At 27.7% G+C, this 16,818-nt stretch carries 20 protein-coding genes; 6 read left to right on the forward strand and 14 right to left on the reverse strand.

Going from position 1 to position 16,818, the window contains the following annotated elements:
* Positions 1-2 precede the first annotated feature (2 nt).
* The 6 genes from ACAN_RS09140 to ACAN_RS09165 all read right to left on the reverse strand — a co-directional run bounded on the left by ACAN_RS09140 (position 3) and on the right by ACAN_RS09165 (position 5,222).
* Positions 3-1,067, reverse strand: coding sequence for a succinylglutamate desuccinylase/aspartoacylase family protein (locus ACAN_RS09140; RefSeq protein WP_228150599.1), 1,065 nt, complete (start codon positions 1,065-1,067; stop codon positions 3-5).
* Complete coding sequence (gene rimK / locus ACAN_RS09145; protein ID WP_099333525.1) at positions 1,057-1,986, reverse strand: 30S ribosomal protein S6--L-glutamate ligase; 930 nt, start codon at positions 1,984-1,986, stop codon at positions 1,057-1,059. The genes ACAN_RS09140 and rimK overlap by 11 nt, the downstream gene beginning before the upstream one ends.
* A 175-nt stretch (positions 1,987-2,161) precedes the next feature.
* Positions 2,162-2,953, reverse strand: coding sequence for an indole-3-glycerol phosphate synthase TrpC (gene trpC / locus ACAN_RS09150; RefSeq protein ID WP_099333526.1), 792 nt, complete (start codon positions 2,951-2,953; stop codon positions 2,162-2,164).
* Entirely contained in the window at positions 2,954-4,231 is a 1,278-nt protein-coding gene (locus tag ACAN_RS09155; protein ID WP_079578559.1) for a tetratricopeptide repeat protein, read from the reverse strand.
* Complete coding sequence (locus tag ACAN_RS09160; protein WP_079578561.1) at positions 4,207-4,584, reverse strand: YkgJ family cysteine cluster protein; 378 nt, start codon at positions 4,582-4,584, stop codon at positions 4,207-4,209. Before ACAN_RS09160 ends, ACAN_RS09155 begins: the two co-directional genes overlap by 25 nt.
* Positions 4,581-5,222 (reverse strand): tRNA1(Val) (adenine(37)-N6)-methyltransferase, encoded by a 642-nt coding sequence (locus ACAN_RS09165; RefSeq protein ID WP_228150600.1) that lies wholly within the window; start codon positions 5,220-5,222, stop codon positions 4,581-4,583. The genes ACAN_RS09160 and ACAN_RS09165 overlap by 4 nt, the downstream gene beginning before the upstream one ends.
* A gap of 322 nt (positions 5,223-5,544) precedes the next feature.
* Here ACAN_RS09165 and ACAN_RS09170 point away from each other — a divergent pair, with 322 nt between their 5' ends.
* Genes ACAN_RS09170 through ACAN_RS09185 form a run of 4 tightly spaced genes read left to right on the forward strand, consistent with a single transcriptional unit; the run spans position 5,545 to position 8,413 of the window.
* A complete protein-coding gene (locus tag ACAN_RS09170) occupies positions 5,545-5,859 on the forward strand; it encodes a 4Fe-4S binding protein (protein ID WP_079578565.1) in 315 nt (104 codons plus the stop codon).
* Between the two features lie 16 nt (positions 5,860-5,875).
* Positions 5,876-7,006, forward strand: a complete 1,131-nt coding sequence (locus ACAN_RS09175; RefSeq protein WP_099333528.1) for a 2-oxoglutarate synthase subunit alpha — start codon at positions 5,876-5,878, stop codon at positions 7,004-7,006.
* A 1-nt stretch (position 7,007) separates the two neighbouring features.
* Positions 7,008-7,841 carry a 2-oxoglutarate ferredoxin oxidoreductase subunit beta gene (locus tag ACAN_RS09180; protein WP_099333529.1) on the forward strand — a complete coding sequence of 278 codons (834 nt, stop codon included), beginning with the start codon at positions 7,008-7,010 and terminating at the stop codon, positions 7,839-7,841.
* 8 nt (positions 7,842-7,849) lie between these two features.
* Positions 7,850-8,413, forward strand: coding sequence for a 2-oxoacid:acceptor oxidoreductase family protein (locus ACAN_RS09185; RefSeq protein WP_099333530.1), 564 nt, complete (start codon positions 7,850-7,852; stop codon positions 8,411-8,413).
* Positions 8,414-8,435: 22 nt separating this feature from the next.
* Here ACAN_RS09185 and ACAN_RS09190 read toward each other — a convergent pair whose 3' ends face one another.
* The gene (locus ACAN_RS09190) at positions 8,436-8,756 is read right to left on the reverse strand and encodes a DMT family transporter (protein WP_079578573.1); all 321 of its coding nucleotides are present in this window, start codon (positions 8,754-8,756) and stop codon (positions 8,436-8,438) included.
* Positions 8,757-8,857: 101 nt separating this feature from the next.
* Between ACAN_RS09190 and ACAN_RS09195 the strand changes: the two genes are divergently transcribed.
* A complete protein-coding gene (locus ACAN_RS09195; RefSeq protein ID WP_099333531.1) occupies positions 8,858-9,343 on the forward strand; it encodes a MarR family winged helix-turn-helix transcriptional regulator in 486 nt (161 codons plus the stop codon).
* 3 nt (positions 9,344-9,346) lie between these two features.
* Here ACAN_RS09195 and ACAN_RS09200 read toward each other — a convergent pair whose 3' ends face one another.
* From ACAN_RS09200 to ACAN_RS09230, 7 genes are all read right to left on the reverse strand, one after another.
* Positions 9,347-9,886: an HD domain-containing protein gene (locus ACAN_RS09200; RefSeq protein ID WP_099333532.1), complete on the reverse strand. Its 540-nt coding sequence runs from the start codon at positions 9,884-9,886 to the stop codon at positions 9,347-9,349.
* A 2-nt stretch (positions 9,887-9,888) separates the two neighbouring features.
* Positions 9,889-10,704: a 3'-5' exonuclease gene (locus tag ACAN_RS09205; protein WP_099333533.1), complete on the reverse strand. Its 816-nt coding sequence runs from the start codon at positions 10,702-10,704 to the stop codon at positions 9,889-9,891.
* The gene (locus ACAN_RS09210) at positions 10,694-11,284 is read right to left on the reverse strand and encodes a phosphoribosylanthranilate isomerase (protein ID WP_079578581.1); all 591 of its coding nucleotides are present in this window, start codon (positions 11,282-11,284) and stop codon (positions 10,694-10,696) included. The genes ACAN_RS09205 and ACAN_RS09210 overlap by 11 nt, the downstream gene beginning before the upstream one ends.
* A gap of 63 nt (positions 11,285-11,347) precedes the next feature.
* Positions 11,348-11,989: a ribulose-phosphate 3-epimerase gene (rpe, locus tag ACAN_RS09215; RefSeq protein ID WP_099333534.1), complete on the reverse strand. Its 642-nt coding sequence runs from the start codon at positions 11,987-11,989 to the stop codon at positions 11,348-11,350.
* Positions 11,990-12,059: 70 nt separating this feature from the next.
* Positions 12,060-14,405, reverse strand: a complete 2,346-nt coding sequence (locus ACAN_RS09220) for an MlaD family protein (protein ID WP_099333535.1) — start codon at positions 14,403-14,405, stop codon at positions 12,060-12,062.
* Position 14,406: 1 nt separating this feature from the next.
* On the reverse strand, positions 14,407-15,006 hold the full coding sequence (locus tag ACAN_RS09225; protein WP_099333536.1) for a paraquat-inducible protein A: 600 nt from the start codon (positions 15,004-15,006) through the stop codon (positions 14,407-14,409).
* Positions 15,003-15,602 (reverse strand): paraquat-inducible protein A, encoded by a 600-nt coding sequence (locus tag ACAN_RS09230; protein WP_165773034.1) that lies wholly within the window; start codon positions 15,600-15,602, stop codon positions 15,003-15,005. The genes ACAN_RS09225 and ACAN_RS09230 overlap by 4 nt, the downstream gene beginning before the upstream one ends.
* A 77-nt stretch (positions 15,603-15,679) precedes the next feature.
* Between ACAN_RS09230 and ACAN_RS09235 the strand changes: the two genes are divergently transcribed.
* A complete protein-coding gene (locus ACAN_RS09235; protein WP_099333538.1) occupies positions 15,680-16,816 on the forward strand; it encodes an efflux RND transporter periplasmic adaptor subunit in 1,137 nt (378 codons plus the stop codon).
* The last annotated feature ends 2 nt before the right edge of the window (positions 16,817-16,818 follow it).

Consider the following 16,818-nt stretch of genomic DNA (forward strand, 5'->3'; position numbering starts at 1 on the left):
CTTTACTCTTCTATTATCTCTTCATTATTAAGTTCAAAAAACTCACTATCATTTAAAATTTCTTCATTAAAATACTCTATTTTTGTTTCAGCAGCTTCTAGATTTTTAAACTTAGCTATATGAAAAATTGCATCACCTTCTTGAACTAAAGGTATTTCTGATTTTCCAATAATTATTCCATCAAATAATGATTTTATTTCAAAAGAAGCATCTCCAAATGGTTCATCTATAAAAGCAATGATTTCATCTTTTTTTACAATATCTCCTAAGGCTTTGATTGTTCTTAAAACTCCACTTTCACTTGCTCTTATCCATTGACTACTTCTTGTAATAACTGGTAATCTTTTAGATTTTCTTTTTGAAATAGGAAGCATATTTAACTCTCTTAATACATTTACAATGCCTTTTACTCCTATTCTAATACATGTTTCATCAAATCTCAAAGCTTCCCCTGCTTCATACAATAAAATAGGGATACCCTCTTCTTGTGCCACTTGTCTTAAAGAGCCATCTCTTAATTCTGAGTGTAAAACAACAGGTGCTTCAAAAGCTTTTGCAAGTTTATAAGTAAACTCATCTTTTGTATTTGTTCTAATTTGAGGCAGGTTTGATTTATGAATAGAAGCAGTATGTAAATCAATACCTAAATCACATTTTGAAACAATCTCTTTGAAAAATATATTAGCCACCCTACTTGCAAGTGAACCTTTAACAGAACCTGGAAAACTTCTATTTAAATCTCTTCTATCTGGCATATATCTAGATAAAGTCATAGTTCCATAAACATTTACAATAGGAACAAGAATAAGAGTACCTTTTAATCTTTTTAAAATATTTAATTTTCTTAATCTTCTAATTATTTCTATACCATTTAATTCATCACCATGTACAGCAGCACTAACAAAAACTACTGGACCATCTTTTTTACCCCTAATTACATGAATAGGAAGTTTTGTTGGAGTATTATAAAGCTTTGGAAGCTCTAGATTTATTGTAATGTTTACCCCTTTAGGAATATTTTGCTCTCCTAAAGTTACAAAATCTTTGTCCATTTTATTATGCTCCAATATTATCTTTTCTTAGTTTTCTTTTTCTCAATGTATCATTACTTGGTGTTACATTTTGAGCAATATAATCCATAATTTTACCTGCAATATCAAGGTTTGTTGATGTTTCAATTCCTTCTAAACCAGGAGAAGAGTTTACTTCCATTACAAGAGGTCCTCTTTTTGAGGGAATCATATCAACTCCACATACACCTAATCCCATAGCTTTTGCTGCTGCTATTGCTGTAGCTTTTTCTTTTCTTGTAAGTTTATGTGCCATTGCTGTTCCACCTTGATGTAAGTTTGATCTAAAATCACCCTCAGCACCTTGTCTTTTCATAGCTCCTACAACTTCACCACCTACTACTAAAACTCGAATATCAGATCCATTTGCCTCTTCAATAAACTCTTGAACAAGTAAGTTTACATCCATCCCATAAAAAGCATCAAGTACTGATTTTGCTGCTTTTTCACTCTCAACTAATACAACACCTACACCTTGTGTTCCCTCAAGTATTTTCAAAACAAGAGGAGCACCACCACTTAGAGCTATTACATCTTTTGCACTTGATTCATTTGAAGCAAAAACAGTTTTTGGCATATCTATTGATTTTTTTGAAAGTATTTGTAGACTTCTTAATTTATCTCTACTTCTTTTAATAGCTAAACTTCCTGTAACTGTAAATACATCCATCATCTCAAAGTGCCTAACCATAGCAGTACCATAAAAAGTTCTACTTGCTCCAATTCTTGGAATAATAGCATCAGGTTTTGGTAACTCTTCACCAAAATAGCTAATTTTTAATTCACCTTTCATAATCTCAATACTGCACTTTAAGTAATCAATAACTCTAATTTCCCAACCTCTTTGTTCACCTGCTTCTACAAGTCTTCTTGTTGAGTAAAGTTTTGCATTTCTTGATAGTATGTATATTCTCATAAATCTTTTCCTTAGTAAATTCTATAGTGTAATTATAATGCATTTTTGGTATTTTTCATCAAAATTTTATAAAATTTAAAATAAAAACTATAATTTATAAAAATAAAGTTTGTAAGTTTGTAAATATATTTAGTTTAAAGTAGAAATAACATAAAGATTTTATAAAATCTTTATGTTATTTTATAGCGTTTTTAAAAGTTTCAAGTTCATCTTTAATAGATGGAACTCTCATAAAATGTTCTCCAATTAAGAAGGCATCTGCTCCAATTGAGCTAAGTCTTTTTATAGTTTCTGTGTTACTTACTCCACTTTCTGCAACTATGATTTTTCCATTTGGTATCATAGGAATTAATTTATCACAAAGTTGCATATCCATTTCAAAAGTATCTAAATTTCTATGATTTATTCCTACTATATTTGCACCACATTTCATAGCTTTACTTAAGTCTTCTTTATCATGAATTTCAACTAAAACCTCAAGTCCTACATATAAAGCATACTCATATAACTCTTTTAGTTCTTTTGTACTTAAAGCTTTTGCTATAAGTAAGATAAAATCAGCTCCATAAACTAAAGCTTCAACTATTTGGTACTTATCTACAATAAAATCTTTTCTTAAAAGTGGTGTTGGAACATATCTTCTTATTTGAGTTAAATACTCCAAATCACCTTTAAAATAGTGAGGTTCAGTCAAAACTGAGATTGCATTTGCACCATTTGCACTATACTCTTGTGCAATTGCAAGTGGATCAAAATCCTCTTTTATTATACCCTTACTAGGACTTGCTTTTTTAACTTCTGCTATAATTCTTACAGGTTCATCTTTTGTAGATGTAAGATACTTTTTTACATCTCTTGGGGCATATGGATTTGAAGATAAACTTCTTCCAAGTAAGTCAAGAGGAATTTCAACTTTTCTTCTTTCTAAATCCTCTTTTGTTTTTTCAATAATTTCATCTAAAATCACTTATTTACACTCCTTAATTTTATTCCAATGCATTTTAATTTCTGGTTCATCAAGTCCTATTGCATCTACTACTTTTTTCATTTGAATATATGCTTCTTTACATCTTTTTTCTTTATATAAACCCCAAGCATATGAGTCAATGTATGCTACATTGTTAGGAGCTTTTTTTAAAGCTTTTTCAACCAATAAAACACCTTTTTTTATATCAACTTCATAATCAATTAGTAAATAGCCTAAATAGTTTTGATAAATATGATTATCTAAAATCATTAATGCACTCTCAAACTTTTCAATAACCTCTTTTAATACTTTTCTTTTATCTTTTGCAACTTCAAATTTAAAAATAGCAATTTGTGCTAAAAGGTCTATATTTCCTGTACTTTTATAAAGCTCTTTTAAAAGTTTAAGTGCATTTTTTTTGTCATCTTTTTTTTGATATAAAGTTAATAGTTTAAAATCATCTACTCTATTCTCTTCTAAAAATTTTATTGCTTCATCAATATTTTTTTGTTCTAAGTAAGCGATTAAATACTTATAAGTTCTATTCATAGAAAATAAATCACCTTTTGCTTTATTTTCAAAATATGACTTTTTAAGAACTGAAATAATTCCATCTATATTTTTTTGTTCTGAATAAAAAGAAAAAAGTTTTGTGCAAACTCCACCTTGGCAACCATAAAGTCTAATATGTGTCTCTAAATATGATATTGCTTTCTCTTTTTTATTTAAATATGAGTATAAAACATCTACAAGATTTGTAAGTGTATCTCCACTAACATTTGAGATATAGGCACTTTCAAAATACTCTTCTGCTTGTTTATATTGTTCTTTTTCAAAATATACATTTGCGATTAATTCATAATTATCAGAATTGTTAAATCTTTCAAGAAGTTGTAATGATACCTTTAAAGCTTCATCTAATTCACCTAATTTCAATAAAGATATCGCATAAAATCTTAATACATCTTCATAATGAGCTGTATCTTCATCTAAATATTTATAACTATACTCTTTTACATCTTCAAATCTTGAAAGTTGCATACTTATAGTCAAAAATCTCAGTAAATACTCATATCTATTTGTTTTATCAAATAGTTCAAAATATACTTGTCTTGCTTTATAAAAATCTCTATTTTTTTCATATTCCAATGCAAAAAGTATATATTGATCTTCTGCTTCAAATAGTTTAATATCGCTTCTTTGTAAGTTTTTATTTCCTACACAAGATACAAAAAACAGTGATAAGATTATTATTACAAGGGTTTTATAGCTGGGCACTCTTCATACACCTCTTTTTCATTATTTTTAAAATAGTCCCAAAAAGGGAAAGTTCTACATTGTGTTGGTCTTGCTTCATAAATAGAGCATTGTCTTTTTTTTAAGTCAAAGAAAACACATGCATAATTATTTTCTTCTAGTTTTATCTCTTTTAAACTATATTTATATGCTACTTTTTTTAAATACTTCAATCTTAGTTCTTCTAAGCTTATATTTAAATATCTACTTAGGTTATCTATTTCTTCCTTAGTTATCCAAATATAACCACTTTCACCAATACAGCAATTACCTTGACAACTTGAACAAACATTTGCATCAAAGCAATAATTATAACCATTTTCTTTTAAAATCATATCTCTACTTTTATACTATGTGTTGAACATTTTGTATAGACTTCTAAAGCCTCTTTTGAAAATTCCTCTTTTTCAAAAACAAAAATAGGAGATAAAGTCTTTGTTAAAGATTTTGAATCTTTTCTTGCATAAACTAAAACCAAAGTTGCATCTTTGTCTTTTTTAGGATGAACAAACTGCATACTTTCTAAATTAAATTTATATTTATTTAAAAGCAATAGTATTTCATTTATTTGTTTTACATCATAACAAAAGAAAAATTTTCCTTTTGGCTTTAAAACTCTATTTGTTTTTGAGATAAACTCTTCTAAAGGCATAGAATCATTATATCTTGCAATTTTTAAACTTTCATTTTCACTTTTTATTACACTACTATGATAAAAAGGCGGGTTTGAAACACAAATATCAAACTTTTTATCAAACTCTTGTTGTAAAAATGAACCTTTATACATATTAGCTTCTATTTTATTGCATTTGCTATTTATTTGACTTAAAAATTGAAACTTCTCTTGAATTTCAGACTGATTTAAACTAAGCTTGGGATTATCTCTTGCTAATAAAAGACCAAGTATCCCACTACCACTACCAATGTCCAAAATTTCACCATTAATATTTTTAAATTGATTTAAATTTCTCATTATAAAGTCATATAAAAAATGAGTGTCACTATTGTAACAATAACCATCTTTTGGCTGATAAAGAAGCAATATTTAACCTTTAAATTTTTTTGTATTATAGCAAATAAACCAAATAATAGATTTAAAGAACAAAAAGAGAATAAAAAAAGTAAATTTTTACTTAATCTTGAGTAAAACAATAGGCTAAAAATGGCTTTAGTAAAGTATATTTTAAGTATGTATTGTCTAAAGTTTAATTATTATTTATAATTGATTTAAGTTATTACGCTTTTATAAAATTTAGAAATAATTACAATTAATTATTACAAAAGAGGAAAATAATATGGAAACTATACAGGCGCCAGAAAATACACCTGTTTGGGTAGATGAAAGTAGATGTAAAGCATGTGATGTTTGTGTATCTGTTTGCCCTGCTGGAGTATTGGCAATGAGACTTGAGCCTGGCTCTACACTAGGCTCAATGGTTAGTGTTGAGAATAAAGATTCATGTATTGGATGTATGGACTGTGAACTGTCTTGTCCTGATTTTGCGATTTTTGTAGCAGATAAAAAAGAGTTTAAATTTGCAAAGTTAACAGATGAGGCAAAACAAAGAAGTATTGCAATAAAAAATAACAACTATAGAGTACTTAGCTAATACAAGGATTTATTAAATGGCAAGAGAAATAATATCAACGGGAAATAATTTAGCTGCAATGGCAGCAGTTGATGCAAAATGTGAATTTTTTGCAGGTTATCCAATTACTCCATCAAGTGAAGTAATGCATACAATTTCAGATTTATTACCTGCAAGTGGTGGAGCTGCTATTCAAATGGAAGATGAAATAGCAGGAGTATGTGCAGCACTTGGTGCAGCAATGAGTGGGAAAAGAGCACTTACAGCAACAAGTGGTCCAGGAATTTCACTAAAAGCTGAAAATATTGGATTAGGTTATATTGCTGAAGTTCCACTTGTAATTATAAATGTTATGAGAGGAGGTCCATCAACTGGTCTTCCAACAAGAGTTCAACAAGGTGATATTCTTCAAGCAAAAGCACCAACTCATGGAGATTATAACTCTATTACACTTTGTGCTTCTACACTTGAAGAGTGCTATACACAAACAATTAAAGCTTTTGATTTAGCAGATAGATTTATGCAACCTGTATTTTTACTACTTGATGAAACTATTGGGCACATGAGTGGAAAAGCTATAATTCCAGATTTAGAAGAAATACAAGCATCTATTAAACCAAGAAGAGTTTATGAGGGTGATCCAAAGGATTATAAACCTTATGATGTACCACATGATGAACCTGCTATTTTAAATCCAATGTTTAAAGGATATAAATATCATTTTACAGGATTGCATCATGGACCAACGGGTCATCCAACAGAAGATGGTGACACATGTCAAAAGCTAATAGATAGACTTTTTGATAAAGTTAATTTACATTTAGATGAAGTTAATCAATATGAAGAGTATATGCTTGATGATGCACAAATTATGATTATAGCATATGGTTCAGTGGCACTTTCTGCAAAAGAAGCTATAAAAAGGCTTAGAAAAGAAGGTATAAAAATAGGACTATTTAGACCAATTACTCTTTGGCCAAGTCCTGAAGAAAAGATATATGAGTATTGTCAAAAAATAGACAAAGTTTTAGTAACAGAGCTAAATAAAGGTCAATATTTTCAAGAAATACAAAGAGCAAGTCAAAGAAAAGATTTTGCAACTTTATTTAAAGCAAATGGAAGACCAATAGCTCCAATTGAAATAATCGAAAAAATCAAAGGAATGTAATATGGCTTTTAATTATGATAAATACCTAAGAGTAGATAAAATGCCAACACTTTGGTGCTGGGGTTGTGGTGATGGTGTTATTTTAAAAGCACTAATTAGAGCCATTGAAAAAGTTGGTTGGGATATGAATGATGTCTGTGTTGTATCAGGAATTGGATGTTCTGGTAGATTTTCATCATATATAAACTGCAATACAGTTCATACCACACATGGAAGAACTATTGCTTATGCAACAGGAATAAAACTTGCAAACCCTGATAAACATGTAATTTGTGTTACAGGTGATGGAGATGGATTAGCAATTGGTGGGAATCATACTATTCATGGTTGTAGAAGAAATATTGATTTAAATCACATAGTTGTAAATAATTTTATTTATGGACTTACAAATTCACAAACAAGCCCAACAACTCCACAAGGTATGTGGACAGTTACAGCAAAAAGAGGTAATATAGACCCTACTTTTGATGCATGTAATTTAGCAATTGGAGCAGGAGCTACTTTTGTAGCAAGAGAAACAATGCTAGATCCTAAAAAACTTGAAAGAGTTTTTGTAAAAGGTTTTCAACATAAAGGTTACTCATTTTTTGATATATTCTCTAATTGTCATATAAACTTAGGAAGAAAAAATAAAATGGGTACTGCAATGCAAAACTTAGAGTGGATCGATTCTATTTCTCTTGCAAAAACAAAGTTTGATAAATTAGAAGATGAAGATAAAGTAGGAAAATTTCCAACAGGTGTGTTAAAACAAGATACAGAAGCTTTAGAGTATTGTGACTCTTATGAAAAAGTAAAACTAGCACATCAAAACAATACAAAAGTTGAGCTTTAGGAGATAAAATGGCTAGAACATTAATGAGATTTACAGGAGTTGGTGGGCAAGGTGTTTTATTAGCAGGAGAAATTTTTGCTGCTGCTAAAATAGAAGCTGGAGGTTATGGATTAAAAACAGCTACATATACATCTCAAGTAAGAGGTGGACCAACGGTTGTTGATATTACATTAGAAGATGAACCTATTTTATTTCCATATGCAAATGATGGTGAGATTGATTTTATGCTTTCAGTTGCACAAATCTCTTATGACCAATTTAAAGATGGAGTAAAACCTGGTGGAATTATAGTAATTGAACCAAATCTTGTAAAACCAACACAAGAAGATAAAAAAATATTTAAAATATATGAAATTCCAATTATTACAATTGCAAAAGAAGAAGTAGGCAATGTAATTACCCAATCAGTAATAGCTTTATCAATTGCAAACTACATGACAAATAATACAGTTGATAATGAAATTTTAAGAAAAACAATGCTTTCTAAAGTTCCAGCAAAAGTACACGATATAAACAATAAAGCTTTTGATTTAGGTTTAAAATATGCAGAAGAAGCAATGAAAAATAATTAATTTAGAAGCAAGTGCTTCTAAATTAATTTGATACTAGTTTTAAACCTATAATTGAAGAAATAAGTGTAAATAAAAAAAACAATCTCATCATACTAGCTGGTTCTTTATAAAATAAAATTCCTATTATAATAGTACCAAAAGCACCTATTCCTGTCCAAATTGCATAAGCTGTTCCTATTGGTATATGCTGTACTGCTTTTGTTAAACTAATGAAACTTCCTACTGCAAATAGTATAAAAATCAAAGTTGGTATAAGTTTTGTAAAATTCTCTGTTAGTTTTAGCATTGAGGCAAAACCTACTTCTAAAACACCTGCTAAAATTAAATAAATCCATGCTGACATAGATTCTCCTTTAAATATTTATCTTTCTTGGAAAGATATTATATTTTTACTTAATTTTACCTTTCTAGGAAAGATAAATTTATTTATGTTATAATCTCTTTATGAATTTAAAATCCTTTGAAACCAATCTTGAAAATGTAAAAAAATTAACGCCAGAAGTTTATAAAGATAGTATGAATATCACTATTCCATTTTTTATTTTACATAGAAAAATATTTGAACATGGAGATGAGTTTTTAAAGAAAAACTTTTTATTAAATCAAAGTGAGCTTGATATATTATCAACACTTTATTATAAGGCTGAAAATAACTTTACTATGAGTCCTACAGATTTATATGATGTGATGTTTTTTTCTTCAGGTGGAATGACAAAAGTATTAAAAAAACTTGAACAAAAAAAGTATATTACAAGAGTTGATAATATATTAGATAAAAGAAGTAAACTTGTACAACTAACAAATCTAGGTATAGATATAACAAAAAAATCTTTAAAACAAATAGTAGAACTTGAAGATAAATATTTTGCTAAATTAGACAAGGAAGAGCAAAAGCTTTTAAATAAACTACTTTTAAAAGCTTTATCTTAAATCTTAATCAATATATTGATTATAATCTTCTATTTTTTTTTCTAATCTTGCTGATAAATAAAGATTTGAATTTTTTAAACATGAAAGAATAAACTTAGCCTCTTTTAAATAAGCTTTTTTCTTTTCATTATCCCAATGTTCTGATGGCTTTTGTAAGTTTGTTATTCTATCTGCAAGCTTTACTAATTGTATTTCATATGGCTGTTCTAAAATTCTATTTAAACTATCTTGCATTTGCTCTTTTTTTGGCAAATCAGAGTTTTTACTTAAAGCCTCTACACCCTCAGCTATATCTAAACCAAACTCATCAAAAATATCATCAAAAGTAAAAGATGTATCTTCAAGTACATCATGTAAAAGTGCACATGATATTGCTTTATTTGCTTTATCATCATCAAGTTTTGATTCTATACTTGCATGAATCACTTCCATTGCTACACTTGCAACATGTGTTAAATATGGCAAACCATAAGGTGTTTTTTGATCTTTATGTGCTTTTGCTGCAAACCTTAAAGCTTTTAAATACTCTTCTTGAGAAAACATAATTATCTTCCTTTATTTATAATGTTATCAGATTTTGAAAAGTTTATTAACTCTTCTGTTGTCAAAACATTAATTGGTAAATTTTTTAAAGACTCTTGTAATATATATGTTGTACTTAAAGCATCACTGTAAGCTCTATGTAAATTATCAATTTTTATATGTAAAAGTTCCTTTAAAAAATCTAAACCATACCTTTGAGCATCAATTGTTCTTCTTGCAAGAGCAATAGTACAAAGTTTTCTATTTTCCAATTGCCCCAAATGATATTTCTTTAAAGAATCTGATATAAAATTGTAATCAAATTTTATATCATGAGCAACAAAAACATCATCTTCCAAAAAAAGTTTAAACTCTTTTAATACTTTTTCAATAACAGGTGCATTTTCCAACATTTTAGGTGTGATATTTGTAACTTCTTGAATATATCTTGGTATACTTTTTGCAAAAACCAAAGAATCAAAACTATCAATTATTTTTCCATTTTTATACTTAACAGCACCAAGCTCAATTATTTGCCCTTTACTTACATCAGAACCATTTGTTTCTATATCAACTATACAAAAAGTCTGCTCTTTAAAAGGTGTTTTATTTGTCTTTAAAAAGATATTTTCACCCTCAAGTTCTATTGGCAAACCATTTGATAATAGTAGTTCCATTTCTAGTTCTGCATTTTCATAAAAAGTATCTTTAAAACTATCTAATGTAGCCAAAAACTCATCTAATGGCATATCTTTTTTATTTAATCTTGCTATTAATTTATCGATATTTGAAACGTGAGTACTTTTTCTATTTCTATTTTTTCTATTTTTAGATCTCATGTGCTTTTTGTATAAACTCTTTCATTTTTTCTTTATCTTTTTTACCTTTTGATGATTCAACTCCACTACTAACATCAACAGCAAAAAAATTATAGTTTTTTAACTCTTTTAAATTTGAAGCTTTTAATCCACCTGCTAAAATAATTTTTGAACAATCAATTTTGTCAAACCACTCTAAAGCGACTCTTTTACCAGCCCCTCCAAACTCTTCAACAAAAGCATCAATTAAATAATAAGATTCTTCTAAATTTTCTAAATCTTCTTTTGATTTTGCTCTTATTACTTCAATATATTTAACATTTAAGTTATCAAACTCAGTTTTATCTTCATCATCAATTATTTGAGCTACTTGCATTCCAGAAAGAAAACATATATCATTTATATGTTTTGAGGATTCATTTACAAAAAGACCTACCGTTTGTACAAAAGGAGGAAGTTTATCAACTATTTTTTTTGCTTCTAGTGCAGAGATATATCTAGGGCTTTTTTCATAAAAAACAAACCCAAGTGCATTTGCACCTGCTTTGATTGCTTCTAGGGCATCTTCTAAGTTTGTTATACCACAAATTTTCACTCTCATGTTTCTAAACTCTCATTGATTTTTTTGGATTATATCATTTTTTATTTAATTTAAACTATCTTACTAAACTTGTAGACTTTTTATAGCTTTTGAATAATCACCATTTCCAAATACATAACTACCAGCAACAACTACATCTACACCTGCATCTTTAAGTTCATGGATATTTTTATCATTTACTCCTCCATCAACTTGAATAAGACAGTTTGGATTTCTTTTATTGATAAGTTGTTTTAACTTTTTTGTTTTTTCTATAACACTTGAAATAAATTTTTGTCCACCAAAACCTGGATTTACAGACATTAGTAAAACCATATCTAAATCTTCAAGCAAATACTCTATACTCTCAGGAGTAGAATGGGGATTTAAAACAATTGCTGGTTTTATACCATAACTTCTGATTTTTTGAATAAGTCTATGGGGATGCTTTTCACTTTCTATATGAAAAGATATATATTCTGGTTTTAATGGTGCAAATAAATCTACAAAAAATGTGTTATTTTCAACCATAAGATGAACATCAAGTGGTTTAGTAGCAACTTTTGCCACAGGAGTAACTACAACAGGACCTATTGTCATATTTGGAACAAAATGTCCATCCATTACATCAACATGAATTAAATCACAGCCACCATCACAAATAGCTTTTATCTCTTCATCTAATTTCCCAAAATCTGCTGATAATATAGAGGGTGCAACAAGCATAAATAATACCTTTAATAAAATTTTTGGGGAGATTATACCATTGTTTTTCTTGAAAAGCTATTTTAATCTTTTATAGCTTTTCAAACTTAGGATTCCACTCTAACCACTCATTTTTTACATCATCATACAAAATAAACTCTTGTAAATTTTGTGCTTTTTTCTCATATTTTGTAGGTGTTACAAGAGAGATTCCTCCTGAAATTAAAGTTTCTAAAGTTTCAGTTATAACTTTTACTCCAAACAGACTAATATCCATACCAAAAGCTGTTGCATTATAAAAAATAGAGTTTTCTCTAACTAGATGTTTAAACTTTTTGTTTATATAAAGTTGAAGTTTCACATGTGTTCCATCATTTGAAAGTTCAAACTTTTCAACAAGACCTATTTGAACTTGTCTATAATAAACAGGAGAATTAATTTTTAAAGAACTTTTTCTTTTTGCTTTTACAACAACTCTTAAGCCATCATTGTTAAAGTTTTGTTCTTTATAAATATCTTTTAAACTATCATAAAAACTAAAATTAAAATACCTATTTACATTTTTTGCTTTTTCATTTAAAGTAACAAAAGATACTCCACCTTTTATCAAAGTATTTAAAGAAGTTGTCTTTATATCTATTTTTTCCAATGAAAAATCAACATCAATTCCTCCAATTGAATAAAACTTAGTAGACTCATTTATATATTTTGCAAACTTATCAAATATAAAAACCTCAACATCTACACTATTACTTTTTTCATTATACTTTTTATCTATTATTTTTCCAGCTTCTACACCCTTATAATAAACACTACTTTTTTGAGATATTTTTGAGGCATCATCTATATTTATTATAAATCTTTTACCTTTTTGTTGAAGATATCTATCTTTTAACATCTTGTCATAACTTTCAAATAAATAAAATCTATTTGAAAGTTTTTTAGCTTTTATATCACTAGTTTCAAAAGCAATAGATGAGTTGATAAAACCACTTAAAGGAGCTGTTTTAAAACTAACATCTTCTAGTGAAGCCTTAAACTCAACTGGTGATTGCATATAAAAATTTGTAGTTTGATTTACTAAATATTGATACTTTTTAAAAATCTCTATTTCAAGTCTTAATTCATCTGAATTTTTATAAAGTTTTTTACTTTTAACTCTTCCAACTTTTATATCTTTAAAATAAACAGGTGCATTTTTTGATACTTTTATTCCCTCATCGCTTTTTAAAACAATAGTATAAACCTCTTTTGCCCTTGGCAATGAATGTAAGTTATAAATCTCTTTTTTATTTTGTTTTTTATTTGAAGTTTTAAAAACTTTTATATGATTTCCTTTTATCAAAGAAGAGATATTTTCTAACTTTTCAAGGGAAATTTCTGGTGAGATTAACTGAAAATATGGATTATGTTCCAATAAAGAGGCAAACTGTTTTTTGAATTTTATAAATAAATAGCCTTTATTATCATTTAGCATATAGCTCATATCATCTACATAAGCCACTTCTATACCATTATAATAAACTTTACTAAACTCTTTTTGTAAACCATGCTCTTTTTTAGTCTCTAAAATCACATAATCTTTTAAGTATTCTATTTCTTCTTTATTATCATATAAATTAAACACTTTTGTTTTATCTTTTAAAGTAGGACTTAAATCATCTGAATCAAACTCTATTCCACCTGCAACTAGTGAAGCTAATGTATCTATTTTAAATTTTATACCACTTAATGAAGCTTTTAATTCAACACCACTTATATTCCAAAAATTACTATCTTCTTTTACTAAATCCTTATAATCATTTTCTATAAATATTGTATAAAATATATCATTTTTAATAAGGTTTTTCTTTACTATTTTACCTACAATAAAACTTTTGTATAAGACTGAAGCACCAACTTCTAAAGTTCCTTTTTCAGACTTCAATGTCAAAAATACTCCATCATCAAAATAGTTTATTGGTTTTTCACTAACAGCTTCAAAAACATACTGAGGTTTCAATTTTTTTATCTCTTCTATATTTTGAACCATTGGCATTGCTTCTATATATATTCCACTAAGAATTGTATTAAGTCCTGAGATTTCTGTAATTGTGGCTTTTGGTTCAACTTTCCAAAACTTAGCCCCTTTTGTAGCAACTAAAGGTAAGGCTTTTTTATGTACTTCTATTTTTACTAAAAATCTATTTATATTTTTTTCATCAACTTCAATACTTGAGATAATACCTATTTTTATGCCTTTATATTTCAAAGGTGTTTTTCCAGCTACAAAACCCTCTGCATTGTTGAAATAAACACTAATCTTTTCTCCTTGGTCATCAAAATGTTTATATAACATCCAAGATGAAATAAGCAAGGCAATAAAAGGCAAAAGCCAAATAATAAATACAAACTTACTACTTTTTTTAACACTATTGTGCTCTACTTGTTCAATCATATCAATCCTTATCCCATAATAATCTAGTATCAAAACTTTGTGTTGCTATCATAGTTGAGATTACAACAACAGTAAAAGCAATTGCTGCTAAACCTGCACTTATATTAGTAAGATTTCCAAACTGTACCATTACAATCATTAACGCTACTACAAAAATATCAAGCATTGACCATTTCCCTATAAATTTTATAATTCGATAATATTTTGTAGCATTTCTTGCAAGTGATATTTTATTGTATTTTGTAATATACAAAAGATATAAAAGTACAGCAAGCTTAAATATAGGAACTGCAATACTAGCTACAAAAATAACTATTGCAATAAAATAAGATTTTGTTTGAAAAAAATATAAAATTCCATCAAAAATAGTACTTTTTTCTACTACACCCAAGGTTGTAACTTCCATCATTGGCAATAAATTTGCAGGAAAAAGAAATATGATAGCAACAAGGGTAAAGCTAAATGTTTTTAAATATGAGTACTCATCTCTTTGCTTTAATTTACTATTACATTTAGGACATACTTTTTGCTTACTTTCTAAAACCTTCATACAATGCATACAAAGAACTAAACCTAAATCTTTATCATTTTTATATTTCATTCTTCATTCCAAATATCTTGTGGATTAAATAAAGACATTGTTAAAAACATCATAATTAAAAAGCCAAAGAAAAAATACAAGCCCAAACCAATATGTAAAGTTGCCATTTTTTGAAGTTTGATAATAGCTACAACAATACTTATCATATAAACTTCAGCCATTTGCCACTCTAATAAGTGTTCATATAATTTCAAAAATTTTGATACATACTTTGAATTTTTTCCAAATTTCAAAGGAGTTAAAATAGATAAAATAAGCAAAAGCATAAAAAAAGGCACGACTATACCAATAAATGTGATAAAAATAGAAATAGCCACATATCCACTTTTAAAAAAAATCAATAAAGTTTCAACTAATGTTGTTGTTTGTTTTAAATCTAAAACTTCAAGTGTAAGTATTGGCAAAAGTATTGCGGGGAAAAATAGTATAACAGAAGTAATTGCAAGTAATAGTACAGTTTGATAATCTTGACCAAACTTATAAATGAGTGCGTTACATCTTGGGCAATGAAACTGATGTTTGTAATCAGTTTGTGGTTTATTTAAAACTAAGGCACAATCTTTACAAACTACTATATTTTTCAACTTATTTTGCAATATTTATTTCCTTTTTCAACAAAACTATACTATTATAATATACAAATAATAATTAAGAATATAAAAAAGGTTTATTTATGTATTTATCAAAAAGAATCACTGTGCTTATTTTTACTTTTATCTTAGCTATATTTATAACAGCATGCCAAGATAAAAAACAAAATCAAAATACTGAAGAAAAAGTAAAAACAGTAAAAGTTGATGTTCATACATTAAAAAAACAAACTTATCCTATTTGGGTTAATTTTTCAGGAAAAACACAGGCATATAAAAATGTTGCTATTACTTCAAGAGTCACAGGTGAACTTGAAAATAGGCATTTTGAAGCAGGTGAATTTGTAAAAAAAGATCAACTATTATTTAAAATAGATGACACAAAATACAAAAATATTGTAGAACAAAAACAAGCTACTTTGGAAAAAGACAAAGCAAGTTTAAATCTAGCAATAGCAAATGTAAAAAGATATACTCCCTTAGTAAAAAAAGGTCTTGCACCAAAAGAGAAGCTAGATCAACTAATAGCAGAACAAAAACAACTAAAAGCAGTAGTTGATGCAGATTTTGCAGCACTTAAACAAGCAAAACTTGATGTGGAATATACACTAATAAAAGCTACAATTGATGGAGTTATAGGAAAACCTTTAGTTGATATTGGAAATATGATAAATGCCTCTTCTACAGAATTAGCTAAAATAGTTCAATCAAACCCTTTATATGTAAACTTTAATCCAAGCACAGATGAAGTATCTCTTATAAAAAAGTATAAATCAGAAAATCAACCAAAAGTTGAAGTTATTCAATCACAAAATGAGTACAACACAGTAAAAACAACAGGACATGTTGATTTTATTGATAATGTGACAAGTGAAACAACAGGAACAGTTGCAATGAGAGCTATCATAAATAATGATGAAAACCTTTTACTTCCTGGAACTTTTGTTGAGATAAATCTATTTATTACTGATAAAATTCCAGTAATTGCAGTAAGCCCAAATAATATTGGTCAAAACCAATTAGGTTCATATGTACTAGTTGTAAATGAAAACAATAAAATAGAGACAAGACAGCTTGAACTAAATTATAGTAATAAAGATTTAATAATCATCTCAAAAGGTTTAAAAGAAGGTGATAAGGTAATTGTAAGTGATATTACTAAACTTAGAAATGGTGTAACGGCTGAAACTACAGAAGTTGCAAATCCAATAAAACTATAGGA

The organism is Malaciobacter canalis (assembly GCF_008000835.1).
Lineage (GTDB): Bacteria > Campylobacterota > Campylobacteria > Campylobacterales > Arcobacteraceae > Malaciobacter > Malaciobacter canalis.